Source organism: Inquilinus sp. 2KB_23 (assembly GCF_052115705.1).
In the GTDB taxonomy this organism is placed as follows: domain Bacteria; phylum Pseudomonadota; class Alphaproteobacteria; order DSM-16000; family Inquilinaceae; genus Inquilinus; species Inquilinus ginsengisoli_A.
Genome location: NZ_JBFRHF010000013.1, coordinates 127,758 through 140,535, shown reverse-complemented (window position 1 = coordinate 140,535; position 12,778 = coordinate 127,758). Strand labels below are relative to the sequence as shown.

The 12,778-nt window shown below is 70.9% G+C and carries 15 protein-coding genes; 12 read left to right on the top strand and 3 right to left on the bottom strand.

All coding sequences use genetic code 11. From position 1 onward, the window contains the following. Positions 1–2: 2 nt before the first annotated feature. Positions 3–983, bottom strand: a complete 981-nt coding sequence (locus AB4112_RS18215; RefSeq protein WP_309794740.1) for a S1C family serine protease — start codon at positions 981–983, stop codon at positions 3–5. A 191-nt stretch (positions 984–1,174) separates the two neighbouring features. Here AB4112_RS18215 and AB4112_RS18210 point away from each other — a divergent pair, with 191 nt between their 5' ends. Continuing rightward, positions 1,175–2,320, top strand: coding sequence for a winged helix DNA-binding domain-containing protein (locus AB4112_RS18210; protein WP_441721696.1), 1,146 nt, complete (start codon positions 1,175–1,177; stop codon positions 2,318–2,320). On the opposite strand, the gene AB4112_RS18205 is transcribed toward AB4112_RS18210, so the two are convergent. Beyond that, on the bottom strand, positions 2,304–3,233 hold the full coding sequence (locus tag AB4112_RS18205; RefSeq protein WP_309794742.1) for a LysR family transcriptional regulator: 930 nt from the start codon (positions 3,231–3,233) through the stop codon (positions 2,304–2,306). The two genes, AB4112_RS18210 and AB4112_RS18205, sit on opposite strands and share 17 nt — an antisense overlap. A gap of 98 nt (positions 3,234–3,331) precedes the next feature. Here AB4112_RS18205 and AB4112_RS18200 point away from each other — a divergent pair, with 98 nt between their 5' ends. Together AB4112_RS18200 and AB4112_RS18195 are read left to right on the top strand one after the other, a co-directional pair. After that, entirely contained in the window at positions 3,332–3,763 is a 432-nt protein-coding gene (locus tag AB4112_RS18200; RefSeq protein WP_309794743.1) for a DoxX family protein, read from the top strand. A gap of 209 nt (positions 3,764–3,972) precedes the next feature. Beyond that, entirely contained in the window at positions 3,973–4,710 is a 738-nt protein-coding gene (locus tag AB4112_RS18195) for a dienelactone hydrolase family protein (RefSeq protein ID WP_441721692.1), read from the top strand. A gap of 31 nt (positions 4,711–4,741) precedes the next feature. On the opposite strand, the gene AB4112_RS18190 is transcribed toward AB4112_RS18195, so the two are convergent. After that, positions 4,742–5,296 (bottom strand): TetR/AcrR family transcriptional regulator, encoded by a 555-nt coding sequence (locus AB4112_RS18190; protein WP_441721690.1) that lies wholly within the window; start codon positions 5,294–5,296, stop codon positions 4,742–4,744. A gap of 156 nt (positions 5,297–5,452) precedes the next feature. Here AB4112_RS18190 and AB4112_RS18185 point away from each other — a divergent pair, with 156 nt between their 5' ends. The 9 genes from AB4112_RS18185 (at position 5,453) to AB4112_RS18145 (ending at position 12,769) form a co-directional block, all read left to right on the top strand. Then, positions 5,453–6,166, top strand: a complete 714-nt coding sequence (locus AB4112_RS18185; RefSeq protein WP_309794746.1) for an SDR family oxidoreductase — start codon at positions 5,453–5,455, stop codon at positions 6,164–6,166. Positions 6,167–6,345: 179 nt separating this feature from the next. Further along, complete coding sequence (locus AB4112_RS18180) at positions 6,346–7,209, top strand: helix-turn-helix domain-containing protein (protein WP_441721688.1); 864 nt, start codon at positions 6,346–6,348, stop codon at positions 7,207–7,209. Between the two features lie 259 nt (positions 7,210–7,468). After that, entirely contained in the window at positions 7,469–7,909 is a 441-nt protein-coding gene (locus AB4112_RS18175; protein WP_441721685.1) for a VOC family protein, read from the top strand. A gap of 11 nt (positions 7,910–7,920) precedes the next feature. Continuing rightward, positions 7,921–8,940 (top strand): ABC transporter substrate-binding protein, encoded by a 1,020-nt coding sequence (locus AB4112_RS18170; protein WP_441721682.1) that lies wholly within the window; start codon positions 7,921–7,923, stop codon positions 8,938–8,940. After that, positions 8,937–9,734: an ABC transporter ATP-binding protein gene (locus AB4112_RS18165; protein WP_441721679.1), complete on the top strand. Its 798-nt coding sequence runs from the start codon at positions 8,937–8,939 to the stop codon at positions 9,732–9,734. Before AB4112_RS18170 ends, AB4112_RS18165 begins: the two co-directional genes overlap by 4 nt. Before the next feature lie 205 nt (positions 9,735–9,939). Beyond that, entirely contained in the window at positions 9,940–10,692 is a 753-nt protein-coding gene (locus AB4112_RS18160) for an ABC transporter permease (protein WP_441721677.1), read from the top strand. A gap of 260 nt (positions 10,693–10,952) precedes the next feature. Then, complete coding sequence (locus AB4112_RS18155; RefSeq protein ID WP_309794752.1) at positions 10,953–11,372, top strand: ArsR/SmtB family transcription factor; 420 nt, start codon at positions 10,953–10,955, stop codon at positions 11,370–11,372. After that, positions 11,282–11,725 (top strand): SRPBCC family protein, encoded by a 444-nt coding sequence (locus tag AB4112_RS18150; RefSeq protein ID WP_309794753.1) that lies wholly within the window; start codon positions 11,282–11,284, stop codon positions 11,723–11,725. The genes AB4112_RS18155 and AB4112_RS18150 overlap by 91 nt, the downstream gene beginning before the upstream one ends. 231 nt (positions 11,726–11,956) lie before the next feature. Continuing rightward, positions 11,957–12,769, top strand: coding sequence for a DUF899 domain-containing protein (locus tag AB4112_RS18145; RefSeq protein WP_441721673.1), 813 nt, complete (start codon positions 11,957–11,959; stop codon positions 12,767–12,769). The last annotated feature ends 9 nt before the right edge of the window (positions 12,770–12,778 follow it).

Here is a 12,778-nt window from a genome sequence, read left to right as displayed (position 1 = left end):
TGCTAGTGCAGCTTCGCCGCCTTCAGCGCGCGGGCGCGGTCGGCGGAGCGGATGCGGACGTCGAACACGTCGCCTTCGCGGTCCAGCGTCAGCGGCACCTCGACCCCGGCCTCGCCCAGCGCCCAGACGGCGCGGAAGAAGCCGGCGAGGTCGGCGATCTCGACGCCGTCGACGGCCAGCACCGCGTCGCCCTCGCGCAGCTCCGCCCGCCGGGCCGGGCCGTTGCCGGCGAAGCCGACCACCACCACCCGCCCCTCGGCATCGGTCGCGAACAGGCCGAGCCAGGGGCGCGGCGGCTGGTCGGCGCGGCCCAGCGTCATCAGGTCGTCGAAGATCGGTTCCAGCAGGTCGATCGGCACCACCATGTTCAACGGCAGCACCCGGCCGCCCTCGGCCTGGTGCTGGATCTGCAGCGAGCCGATGCCGAGCAGGTCGCCGGCCGGGCCGATCACCGCGGTGCCGCCCCAATGGGGATGGGCCGGGGCGGTGAAGATCGCCTCGTCCAGCAGGTATTCCCAATAGCCGGCGAATTCCTGGCGGGCGACGATCTGCCCGGCCAGCGAACGGCCACGGCCGCCGGCGCCGGCGACCACGATCTCGGTGCCGGGCGGCGCGGCACGGCCATAGCCCGGCCGCAGCGCTGGCACGCCGAGCGGCCCCAACGCCTGGACCAGGCCGAAGCCGGTGGTCTGGTCGTAGCCCAGCACATGGCCGGGCACCGCCCGGCCGCGATTGGTGGTGAGCCAGACCTCCTCGGCCTCGGTAACGAGGTAGCCGATGGTCAGCACGATGCCGTCGTCGCGGATCACCACGCCGTTGCCGGACCGCTCGGTGCCCAGCGTGCCGGCGGTGAAGGCGTCGGGAGGGACGCGTGCGGTCAGGCCGACCACGGCGTCGAGCGCCTGGTCGAGATCGAAGACGTAGTCGTCGGGTTGGGGCTGTGCCCGGACGGGCACCTCCCAGTCGTCCGGTCCGTCGGCCATCCAGGCCTCCATGGTATCGGGCGGGTGTCTCTATGGACAATTGTCGACGCCATGCGGGGCCGGATGCAAGCCCCGCGACGGAATCGGGTGCGGCATGCCGGCGCGGAGGGGCTTGTTTCGCGCCCGCGATCGAGGACAGGCTGTGCCCTCGGAAGGGCGGTCGCGCCCGGTCCGGACGATCGAGGGGATGCATGGCGAAAGGCACGACGGCGGCCGCCAAAGGGGCGGTCGGCGAAAGCGGTGTGCTCGACCGGCGCAGCCGCAACCGGGCCCTGCTGGCCCGGCAAGGGCTGCTGCAGCGCTGGGCCATACCCGCCGCCGAGGCGATCGAGCGGCTGGTCGGGCTGCAGTCGCAGTCGCCCACTGCGCCCTATGTCGGGCTGTGGACGCGGCTGGAGCGGTTCGACACCGAGGATTTGGCCACGCTGATCCGCGACGGCAACGCGGTGCGCATCGCGCTGATGCGCTCGACCATCCACCTGGTCACCGCCGATGACTGCCTGGCGCTGCGACCGGTGCTGCAGGCGGTGCAGGAGCAGGCGTTCCGCACCGGCTCGCCCTATGGCAAGCGCCTGGCCGGGATGGACCTGGACGAGGTGGTGGCGGCCGGCCGCCGGATGCTGGCCAGCAAGCCACGCACGGTGGAGGAGCTGGGCCGGCTGCTGCAGGAGCGCTGGCCCGACCGCGACGCCAAGTCCCTGGGCTATGCCATGCGCAACCTGGCGCCGCTGGTACAGCTGCCGCCGCGCGGCCTGTGGGGCCTCGGCGGATTGCCGGTCTGCGCCATGGCCGAGAGCTGGCTGCGCCGGTCGTTCAAGACCGACACGGCGCCGGATGCGATGGTCCTGCGTTACCTCGCCGGCTTCGGCCCGGCCAGCGTCCAGGACATGCAGGTGTGGTCGGGGATGCCGCGGCTGCAGGAGGTGGCCGAGCGGCTGCGGCCGCGGCTGCTGAGCTTCCGCGACGAGCAGGGCCGCGAGCTGTTCGACCTGCCCGAGGCACCGCGGCCGCCCGCCGACACGCCGGCGCCGCCGCGCTTCCTGCCCGAGTTCGACAACCTGATCCTGTCCCATGCCGACCGCGACCATGTCATCGCCGCGGCGGACCGGCCGCGCATCATCAGCAACACCGTGCTGCCGACCCTGCTGGTCAACGGCTTCATCCACGGCACCTGGCGGATCGTGCAGCAGCGCGGCCACGCCGAGCTGCTGGTCGCGCCCTTCGCACCGCTGTCGAAGACGACCGCCGCCGCCGTGGCGCGGGAGGGCGCCCGGCTGCTGGAGTTCGCCGCCGAATCCGCCGCCAGCCGCGAGGTGAAGATCACCCCGCCGGGTTGAGGTCCCGGTCCCAGGGCGGCACCGGGCCGAAGCTCTTCGCCAGGAAGTCGATGAAGGCGCGGACCTTGGCCGGCGGCCGCCGGGTCGCCGGATGCACCGCGAAGATGTCGTGGGTGGCGATCCCCGGATGGTCCAGCGCCAGCGGCACCAGCCCGCCGGAGCGCAGGGCCTCGGCGACCAGGAAGGTCGGCTGGTAGGTGATGCCGTATCCCGCGACCGCGGCGGCCACCAGCGCGTCGCCGTTGTTGGCGCGCAGGGCGCAGGTGACCGGCACCACGACGTCGCCGGCCCGGCCGAAGGCCCAGGCGTCGATCCCCATGGTCCGCGACAGGGTGTAGCCCAGGCAGGGATGGCGCGACAGCTCGGCCACCGTGGCCGGCGCGCCGTGCTGGCGGAGATAGCCGGGGGAGGCGCACACGATCATGCGGCAGGGCCCGAGCTTGCGCGCCACCAGGGTCGAGCTCTGCAGCATGCCGATGCGGATGGCGACGTCCCACCCCTCCTCCACCAGGTCGACCACGCGGTCGTTGAGGCCGAGCTCGACCGTCAGCGACGGGTGCAGCCGCGCGAATTCCGGCATCAGCGACGCGATCTCGCGCATGCCGAGCGAGACCGGCACATTGGCGCGCAGGATGCCGCGGACATCGGCATGGTCGGCGCCGGTCGCGGCCTCGACCTCCTCGACATCGGCGAGGATGCGCTCGGCGCCCTCGAGGTAGCGCTTGCCCGCCTCGGTCAGGGTGACCTTGCGCGTGGTGCGGTACAGCAGCTTGACGCCCAGCCGCTCCTCCAGCGCCGCGACATGCTTGGTCACCAGGGTCGGCGACATCGCCAGCGACCGCGCCGCGGCGGACAGGCCGCCCAGCCCGGCCACCCGGACGAAGACCTGCATCCCCGTGACCCGGTCCAGCATGTGATCTCACCCTCTCAGAGCGAAGTGTCTTTCCAGATGACCAGATTATCATCGGATCAAATGAAGATCATCTTGCGCCTCCACCATTGGAGGTCTCCATGATCGACACGCGCACCGCCCCGTTCGCCGCCCTGCTCCTGCGCGTGGCGCTGGGCGTCTGGTTCCTCGCCCATGCCGGGCTGAAGGTCTTCGTGTTCACCCCGGCCGGCACCGCCCAGTTCTTCGGCAGCCTCGGCCTGCCGCCCGGCCTGGCCTACCTGACCATCCTGGTCGAGGTCGTCGCCGGCATCAGCCTGATCCTCGGCCTGTGGACCCGGCTGGCCGCCCTGATCGGCATCCCGGTCCTGCTCGGCGCCATCGCCACCGTGCACGGCGCCAACGGCTTCTTCTTCGACAATCCGCATGGCGGCTGGGAATTCCCGGCGTTCTGGATCCTGGCGCTGGTGACCCTGTCCCTGACCGGCGACGGCGCCTACGCCCTGCGCCCGACCCCGCTGCCGAGCCAGGACGGCGTCCCCGCCACCCGCTGATCTGCGGCGCGACCGACCGGCGCCTGGGATGCGACCTTTGCCCGCGCCCGGCCCGCGCGACCATGAAAAGGGATCGGCGGCGTCGCCGCGGCCCTCTATGGTCGCCGGACCGGCCGCATCTATGATCGCGACACCAGCCCGCACAGGGTCGCCAGGCGCATCGACGCCGGCGCCCTCCGACGGCCGGGGCGGGCCTTGGGGATTGGCAGATGAGACGAGAGATCCTGATCGATGCCGCGGACGGAGTCGCCAAGGCGATGCTGGTCCGCCCCGACACCGCCGTCCCTGACGGGGAGCTTCGCGGGGTCATCCTCTACATGGACGCCATGGGGCCGCGGGAGTCGCTCTACGGCATGGCGCAGCGGCTGGCCGATGCCGGGCATGTCGTGCTGGTGCCGGACCTGTTCTACCGCTTCGGGGCGTATGGCCCGTTCACCGGGGCATCGTTCGGCGACGACACCGCCCGCGCCCAGATCATGAAGATGCTTCAGGGCACCAGCCAGGAGATGACGAAGCGCGACACGGCCGCCTTCCTCGCCGTGTTCGACAAGGAGAAGGTCGCGGGCCCCATCGGCACGGTCGGCTACTGCATGGGCGGCGCCCGCGCGCTGACGGCGGCGGCGGCCTATCCCGACCGCATCGCGGCGGCGGCCAGCTTCCATGGCGGCAATCTCGCCAGCGAGGCCGAGGACAGCCCGCACCGCCTGGCGGACCGGATCAAGGCGCGAATCTATGTCGGCGTCGCCGGGGTCGACAACAGCTTCCCGCCGGAGCAGTCGGCCCGGCTGGCGGAGGCCCTGCGGACCGGGGGCGTCGACCACATCATCGAGAACTATGTCGGCATGGCCCATGGCTGGGCGGTTCCCGACCACAGCGTCTACAATGAGACCGGCGCCGAACGGCACTGGACGCGCCTGCTGACCCTGTTCGACGAGGCGCTGGCGTAACGCTTCCGGCGGCAGGCCGGGCGGGTCGACGCTACAGAAGACCCGCCCGGGCCTGATCCAGGATCTCGTCCGACAGCGCGGGATCGTCGACGGCGCGGGCCAGGATCATGGCGCCGACCATCATCGACACCGTCCGGACCGCCTCCGCCCGGGTGTCGCCCTTGCCGGTCGACAGGAATTTGGACGACAGGGCGCCCAGGATGCCCTTGAGGTGCCGGGTGAACGCCCCCTTGGCCGGCGGGGTGCGGACCACCTCGCTGGCCAGGGCGGCCATGACGCAGCCCACGTCACGGTTGTCCCGGTGCTCCCGGGACAGATAGTCGTCCAGGAGCTGCTGCCGGGCCGACGCTGACTCGCCGATCGCCACGATGTCGCGCAGCATCGCCCCCATCGCGTGGTCGATGCTCTCCGCGACCAGCGCGTCCTTGGACGCGAAGTGGTTGTAGAAGGGCCCGTGCGTCAGCTGCGCCGCCTTCATGATCTCGGGAACGCTGACCCCGTTGAGGCCACGCTCCCGGAACAGCTTCGAGGCCTCCTGCAGGATCCGCTCATGGCGGGCGGCGGTTTCCGCGGCCGGGTATCTCATGATCTCACCACAAATTCGCTTGACGCCAAACATGATGATCATCATGTTTGGCGTCAAGCATGATGTTCATCATGCTTCATATATGTCATCATTGCCTCCGCACGAGGCCGATCCCTCCTGAGATCGCAGCCGGTGCCGGCCAGAAGGAACCTTGTCATGAACATTCGGGGATCGGTCGTTCTCGTCACCGGCGCCAATCGCGGCCTGGGCCTTGCCTTTGCCCGTGAAGCACTGGCCCGTGGCGCCGCCAAGGTCTATGCCGGCATGCGCGACACCACCGGCTTCGCCGAGCCCGGGCTGATCCCGGTGCGGCTTGATGTCACCGACCCGCAGACGATCGCCGCCGCCGCGGAATCCTGCGGGGACGTCACGGTGGTCGTCAACAACGCCGGCATCGGTGCGCTCACCAACGGCGCGCTCGACCCGGAGCTGGAGGCCCAGTCGCGCCGCCTGTTCGAGACCAACCTCTACGGCATCGTCCGCATTTCGCAGGCCTTCGCCCCGATCCTCGAGCGCAACCGCCCCGGCGCCATCATCGACGTGCTGTCCGACCTGACATGGCTGGTGAACCCGGTCCTGACGGCCTACGCGCTGTCGAAGGCGGCGGCCTGGAGCTACACCAACCACCTGCGTGTCCAGCTGAAGCCCCAGGGCACCCAGGTCCTCTCCCTGCATGTCGGCTTCATCGACACCGACCTGACCAAGGGCCTGGACATCCCGAAGAACGATCCCAGGGATGTCGCGCGCCACACCTACGAGGCGCTGGAGGCCGGGGAGAGCGAGATCATGGCCGACGAAAGCACCCGGGCGCTGAAGCGGTCGCTGTCCACCGCCACCCCCGCCTATATCGACCCGCCGTCGCACGGGTGAGCTGACGGGGGCCGGGACCACGCCGGCAATACCCCCGCCGTCCGCCTTCTGGCATGCTGCTTGCATCGTTCCGGGACAGGAACGGCAACCGGAACCGTGGCCGAACGAGCCGCGGACCGGCCCCTCGGGCCGCCGCAGCCGCGGCGTCCCGCGGGGACGGCCAGGGAGAGCAGGAAGAGATGGACGGTCTGGATCCCACGGTCTTCGCCATCAGCCGCCCGGCGCTGCACGATTATGCGGCGGTGGCGCGGCCGGATGTCATGGTCGAGTGCTATCGCAGCGACGCAGGGCAGATGGAATCGCGCGGCACGCTGCACCGGCTGTCGCTGAACCGCAGCCGCCACGGCCGCTACGCCTTCCGCATCGGCGACGGGCCGACGCTGCGGGCGGACCGGCCGCGCTACACCCTGGGCGTCCAGCCGGCCGGGCTGGCGCTGTTCGTCGATGGCGACGGCGCCGACTACATCTCGATCTTCCAGCACCCCGACACCTGGCGCCGGATCGGCCAGGATGTCGGGCCGGCGGATTTCGAGGATGCCGAGATGCTGGTCGCGGCCGACCCGGTGACCATCCATGTCGCCCTGGCGCTGGCCGAGCTGGCCCGCCACCCCGACGCCACCGACCCGCTGCTGGCGGAACAGCTGGGCATCGCCTTCGCCGCCTGCACCCTGCGCCTGCTGTCGCACCGGCCGGCGCCGCGGCCCGAGCGGCCCGACGCCCTGTCGCCGGAGCGGCTGCGCCGGGTGCTGGACCATATCGAGGCGGCGCTGGAGGATGGCGATCTGAGCCTGGCCGACCTGGCCGCGATCGCCCATCTCAGCCCGTTCCACTTCAGCCGCGCCTTCAAGGCCGCGACCGGCTGCGCGCCGCACCAGTTCGTGCTGGCGCGGCGGGTCGAGCGCGCCAAGGCGATGCTGGAGCGGCGCGAGCTGGCGCTGGCCGAGATCGCCTACCGCGCCGGCTTCGCCAGCCAGGCCCATTTCTCCACCGCCTTCCGCCGCGCCACCGGCACCACCCCGGCGCGGTACCGGGCGGAGGGCTGAGGGCTGAGGCCGGTCGAGGCTGGCCCGCTCTTCCCTCGGCAACTCTCCAGCTGTCATTGCCCGGCTTGACCGGGCAATCCAGGGGCCACCGAGAGCCGCTCTGGCCACCCCTGGATGCCACGGTCAAGCCGTGGCATGACAAAGGAGGGGGACGGTCGGGGCCTGAGCAAGATCGGACAACGGAAGCGCAGGATTTCGAAAGAGCGCCGGCGGCGGGCCGCGCCATGATCCGGGACAGCACCACCCGGAGACCGCGCCGATGCCCTTCGCCCAGGCCCATCCGATCACCGACATCTGCTTCCTGGTCGAGGATGTGGAGCGCGCCATCGCCTTCTATGTCGACAAGCTGGGCTTCCGGCTGCGCCGCCGGGCCCCGGGCTTCGCCGACTTCAAGGGCGCCGGGCTGACCCTGGCGCTGTGGGAGATCGGCCACATCGCCGAGCACACCGGCGTGTCGGGCCGCCGTGCTCCGCCGCAGGTGCACAAGGCCTGCGCCGCGGCCGAGCTGCCCTCGCCTGAGGCGGTCGATGCCGTCTATGTCGAGCTGAGCACGCTGGGCGTGCCGTTCCAGCGCCCGCCCGAGGACTACGCCTGGAACGCGCGCTGCGCCTATTTCACCGACCCGGACGACAATCTGTGGGAGATCTATGCTTGGCTCGACGGCGGCCCGGTGGGCGACGTCGACACCCCGGCCGCGTGACGGAGGATCGCATGATGAGGACCGCCTTCGACCGCCGCGCCGTCCTGGCCGGCATCGCCGCCTTCGGCGCCGGCATCGCCCTGAAGATCCCGGAGGGCCGGGCCGAGGCCGCCACCGTGGTGGTCAAGTACGACTGGCTGATCAGCAACGGCCAGATCGGCGACGTGGTGGCGCTGAAGCGCGGCCTGTTCGAGGCCGAGGGGCTGGCGGTCGAGTTCTCGCCGGGCGGCCCCAACTCCGCCACCGTGCCGCCGGTGGTCACCGGCCAGGCGGCGCTGGGCCAATTCTCCGATTCCGCCCAGCTGCTGCTGGCCCGTGCCTCCGGCGTGCCGGTCAAGATCATCGCCTGCGGCTACCGCTCCGGCCCCTTCGCCTTCTATTCCCTGCCCAAGGCGCCGATCCGCACGGTCAAGGACATGATCGGCAAGCGCATCGGCATCCAGCCCACCGCCCGCTTCGTGCTGGACGCCATCCTGGCGCAGAACAAGATCGACCCGTCGCAGCTGGACATCACCAATATCGGCTTCGACATGACGCCGCTGATGACCGGTCAGGTCGACGCCGTCACCGGCTGGATCACCAACACCCAGGCGCTGGCGGTGATCGGGCCCGACCGCATCGACCTGATGATGAAGGACACCGGCCTGCCCTCCTACTCCAACGTCTATTTCGCCACCGACACGGCGCTGGCCCAGAATGCCGAGGTGCTGGCGAAGTTCCTGCGCGCCGTGGCCAAGGGCTGGGCCTGGACCCATGAGCACCCCAAGGAGGCGGTGGACCTGACGGTCGACGCCTATCCCCAGCTGGACCGGGCGACCGAGCAGGCGACCATCGGGCTGGTGCTGTCGCTCAGCTTCGACGCCGGGAGCAAGTCCAAGGGCTGGGGCAGCTTCGACCCCGACGCCATCGCCGAGCAGGTGCGGATCTACGATGCCATCGGCCAGTTCCAGGGCAGCACGCCGAAGGCCGAGGATTGCTATTCGACCGCGATCCTGGAGATGACCGAAGCCGACCGGCCGAAGCTGGGGTGACGGTGGCAGCGGAGAGCGGCAGCGCGATCAGCGCCAGGGGCCTGGCCATCGGCTATTCGCACGGCGCCGGCGCGCTGCCGGTGCTGGACGGCGTCGACCTCGACGTGCCGGCCGGCGGCTTCCTGACCATCCTCGGCCCGTCCGGATGCGGCAAGTCGACCCTGCTGCGGGTGGTGGCCGACCTGCTGGCGCCGCTGGCCGGGGCCATCACCGTGCTGGGCGGCCCGCCGGCGCAGGCCCGGGCGCGGCGCGACATCGGCTTCGTGTTCCAGGATTCGACCCTGCTGCCCTGGCGCGACGTGCGCGGCAACATCGAGCTGCCGCTGCTGGTCGGCGGCGGCCGGCGCAACCGGCCCGAGCCGATGGCGACCGACGAGCTGCTGGCCCTGCTCGGCCTCGGCGGGCTGGCGGAGCGGATGCCGGACCAGCTGTCGGGCGGCCAGCGCCAGCGGGTGGCGATCGCCCGCGCCCTGCTGTCCCGGCCGCGCATCCTCTTGATGGACGAACCCTTCGGCGCGCTGGACGAGATCACCCGCGACCGACTGAACGACGAAATGCTGGCGCTGTGGCGGCGCACCGGCACCACCATCCTGTTCGTCACCCACAGCATCGCCGAGGCCGCCTATCTCGGCCAGCAGGTGCTGGTGCTGGCGGCCCATCCCGGCCGGGTGCAGGAGATCGTCGACCTCAGGCCCCTGAAGGATTCGGACGGCCGCTGCGACCGCGACGCGCCGGAGATCGTGGCCGTCGCCGCCCATCTGCGCCGGCTGCTGGCGGCGGGGAGTGCGAGATGACGACCTGGCCGGTCCTGGCTGCACGAACCCCCTCCCCCTACCCCCCTCCCGCAGGGGGAGGGGGGACTCGGTTTTTCCTGTCGTCGAGGAGCGATCTCAACGGCGCCCCCACCCTGTCCTTCTTCCCCGCCCCCTTCTTGTCCCCCCTCCCCTCGCGGGAGGGGGCCAGGGGGAGGGGGTTCGGGCCGACACGCAGGCCCGAACCATGATCGACCGCCTCCTCACGGCACTGTGGCCGGCGCTGGGCGTGCTGTCGATCCTGGTGCTGTGGCAGTTCGGCCTGCCGGCGCTGGGCGTGCCCGCCTACATCCTGCCGACGCCGGCCGCAGTGTTCGGCAAGCTGTGGACCGACCGCCAGCTGCTGCTGGCCAATGCCGGGCCGACCGCGCTGGAGGCCGTGCTGGGGTTCCTGCTGGGCAATGTGGCGGCGGTGCTGCTGGCGATCCTGTTCACCTATTCCCGGCCGGTCCGCGCCGCCTATTTCCCGATCGTGCTGTTCCTCAACACCATCCCGGTGCTGGCCCTGGCGCCGATCTTCATCCTGGTGTTCGGGCTGGGCCTGCTGCCCAAGATCGTGATCGCGGCGGTGATCTGCTTCTTCCCCACCCTGATCGCCATGGTGCGCGGCCTGACCCTGGCCTCGGCCAATGAGCGCGAGCTGATGCGGGTGCTGTCGGCCAGCGGCTGGGAGCAGTTCTGGCGGCTGCGGGCGCCGCGGTCGCTGCCGATGCTGTTCACCGCGCTGCGCATCGCCGCCACCGGCAGCGTGATCGGCGCCATCGTCGGGGAATGGATCGGGTCGAATGCCGGGCTGGGCGCGCTGATCATCCAGGCCACCTTCAACTACCAGGCCGACCGCCTGTTCGCTGCCGTCTTCATCGCCGCCGCCATGGGGCTGCTGATGTTCGGCCTGGTGGTGCTGGTGGAGCGCACCGGCTTCCGCCGCTGGGTGCGGTAGGGCGGCCGATGGGCGGGCCTCGCTTTTGTCACGGCCGAGGCTTCTTCCCCTCTGTCATTGCCCAGCTTGACCGGGCAATCCAGGGGCCACCAAGAGCCGCTCTGGCCGCCCCTGGATGCCACGGTCAAGCCGTGGCATGACAAGGAAGGGGGGCGGCATCGCGCTCCTGCAAGGCCCATCGCTCGCACGAGAAGAATCAAGTGCCACAAGCCCCCTCATATCGCTTGACAGCGGACACAAAACACTCATAACTTAACTTTATGGTTAACAATCAAGATCCCGGCCTGGACCGCACCTTCGCGGCGCTCTCCGATCCCACCCGGCGGGCGCTGATCATGCGGCTCGGTGAGCAGGAGAGCCTGTCGGTCAGCGAGCTGGCCCGGCCCTTCGCCATGTCGCTGCCGGCGGTGATGAAGCATCTCGACGTGCTGTCGGATGCCGGGCTGATCACGCGGACCAAGACCGGCCGCACCGTGGCCTGTGCGCTGACCGCCGCACCGATGGAGCAGGCGATGGACTGGCTGGGCCGCTACCAGCGCTTCTGGTCCGAACAGCTCGACCGACTGGCCGCCTTTGTCGAGGAGGAGTCATGCTCACCAAGCCCAGCCTCAGCATCCGGCGCCGCATCGCCGCCGCCCCCGCCCGGGTCTACGGCGCCTGGACCGAACCGGAAAAAATGATGCGCTGGTGGGGGCCGGCGGGTGCCGAGACCATCAGCGCCGAGGCCGACCCCCGCACCGGCGGCCGCTTCCACGTCGCCTTCCGCACCCCCGACGGCGAACGGCACGATGTCAGCGGCATCTACAAGGAGGTGGTGCCCGACGAGCGGCTGGTGTTCAGCTGGGCCTGGCGCACCATGCCGGAGCGGGAGTCGCAGGTGACCCTGACGCTGCGCCCCGACGGCGACGGCACCGTGCTGATCCTGACCCATGAGCAGTTCTTCGACGAGCCCGCCCGCGACAACCACCGCACCGGCTGGAGCGGCGCGCTCGACCGGCTCGAACAGTCCCTCGCCGAGGCGCGCGCCGCCTGACGCGGCGGAGCGCGCTCAGTTCCAGGCCGGCCGCAGCTGAGCCGCGACCGGCCTGACGCTCAAATTTCCGGTTAACGATCCGGGCATCGCGCCAAGGCGGCCGATGCCGCAGCGGGCCTGCGCCCGGACTCGATGACGGCACCGCACCGGCGGCAACCCCCATTGTCGAAAATGGGCCGGCGCGTTCGACCATCTCGACATCTCTTCACCCGACAACCGGAGGATCCGAGGATGCAACCGCACGCAACCGTCTCCCGCGACGCATGGCTGGCCGCGCGCAAGGCGCTGCTGGCCGAGGAGAAGGCCCTGACCCGCGCCCGGGACGACATCAGCCGCCGTCGCCGCGCCCTGCCCTGGGTCGAGATCGACAAGCCCTATGTCTTCGACGGGCCGCAGGGCCGCGAGACCCTGGCCGACCTGTTCGCCGGCCGCAGCCAGCTGATCGTCTACCACTTCATGCTGGCGCCGGGCTGGGAGCATGGCTGCCCCAGTTGCTCCTTCCTCGCCGACACCCTCGACGGCGTGCTGCCGCATCTGGCGGCGCGCGACGTGACCCTGGTGGTGGTGTCGCGCGCGCCGCTGGCGGAGATCCGGGCGTTCCAGGCCCGCATGGGCTGGCGCTTCAAATGGGTCTCGTCGCATGGCAGCGACTTCAACTACGACTTCGGCGTCTCCTTCACGCCGGAGCAGACCGCCCGCGGCACCATCCCCTACAACTACGCCGAGCTGCCCTTCGCCGCCGAGGAGATGCCCGGCACCAGCGTCTTCGCCCGGGACGAGGCCGGGACGGTGTTCCACACCTACTCGTCTTACGGCCGCGGCGGCGACCTGCAGCTGACCGCCTACAATTATCTCGACCTGGTGCCGAAGGGCCGCGACGAGGACGGCCTGGCCTTCACCATGGCCTGGGTGCGCCACCACGACCGCTACGAGACCGGCCCGGCGCTCGACCGCAGTGCGACCTACCAGCCGCCGCAGCGGCTGGACTCCTGCTGCGGTTCGGCCGAGGCCACGGCGCCGGCTGTCAGCGTCGCCTGGGCCTGACGGCGACGG

Bases quoted from the DNA above. Each gene is read 5' to 3' on its own strand.
- AB4112_RS18215 (WP_309794740.1), bottom strand. From the start codon at position 983: ATGGCCGACGGACCGGACGACTGGGAGGTGCCCGTCCGGGCACAGCCC.
- AB4112_RS18210 (WP_441721696.1), top strand. From the start codon at position 1,175: ATGGCGAAAGGCACGACGGCGGCCGCCAAAGGGGCGGTCGGCGAAAGC.
- AB4112_RS18205 (WP_309794742.1), bottom strand. From the start codon at position 3,233: ATGCTGGACCGGGTCACGGGGATGCAGGTCTTCGTCCGGGTGGCCGGG.
- AB4112_RS18200 (WP_309794743.1), top strand. From the start codon at position 3,332: ATGATCGACACGCGCACCGCCCCGTTCGCCGCCCTGCTCCTGCGCGTG.
- AB4112_RS18195 (WP_441721692.1), top strand. From the start codon at position 3,973: ATGAGACGAGAGATCCTGATCGATGCCGCGGACGGAGTCGCCAAGGCG.
- AB4112_RS18190 (WP_441721690.1), bottom strand. From the start codon at position 5,296: ATGAGATACCCGGCCGCGGAAACCGCCGCCCGCCATGAGCGGATCCTG.
- AB4112_RS18185 (WP_309794746.1), top strand. From the start codon at position 5,453: ATGAACATTCGGGGATCGGTCGTTCTCGTCACCGGCGCCAATCGCGGC.
- AB4112_RS18180 (WP_441721688.1), top strand. From the start codon at position 6,346: ATGGACGGTCTGGATCCCACGGTCTTCGCCATCAGCCGCCCGGCGCTG.
- AB4112_RS18175 (WP_441721685.1), top strand. From the start codon at position 7,469: ATGCCCTTCGCCCAGGCCCATCCGATCACCGACATCTGCTTCCTGGTC.
- AB4112_RS18170 (WP_441721682.1), top strand. From the start codon at position 7,921: ATGATGAGGACCGCCTTCGACCGCCGCGCCGTCCTGGCCGGCATCGCC.
- AB4112_RS18160 (WP_441721677.1), top strand. From the start codon at position 9,940: ATGATCGACCGCCTCCTCACGGCACTGTGGCCGGCGCTGGGCGTGCTG.
- AB4112_RS18155 (WP_309794752.1), top strand. From the start codon at position 10,953: ATGGTTAACAATCAAGATCCCGGCCTGGACCGCACCTTCGCGGCGCTC.
- AB4112_RS18150 (WP_309794753.1), top strand. From the start codon at position 11,282: ATGCTCACCAAGCCCAGCCTCAGCATCCGGCGCCGCATCGCCGCCGCC.
- AB4112_RS18145 (WP_441721673.1), top strand. From the start codon at position 11,957: ATGCAACCGCACGCAACCGTCTCCCGCGACGCATGGCTGGCCGCGCGC.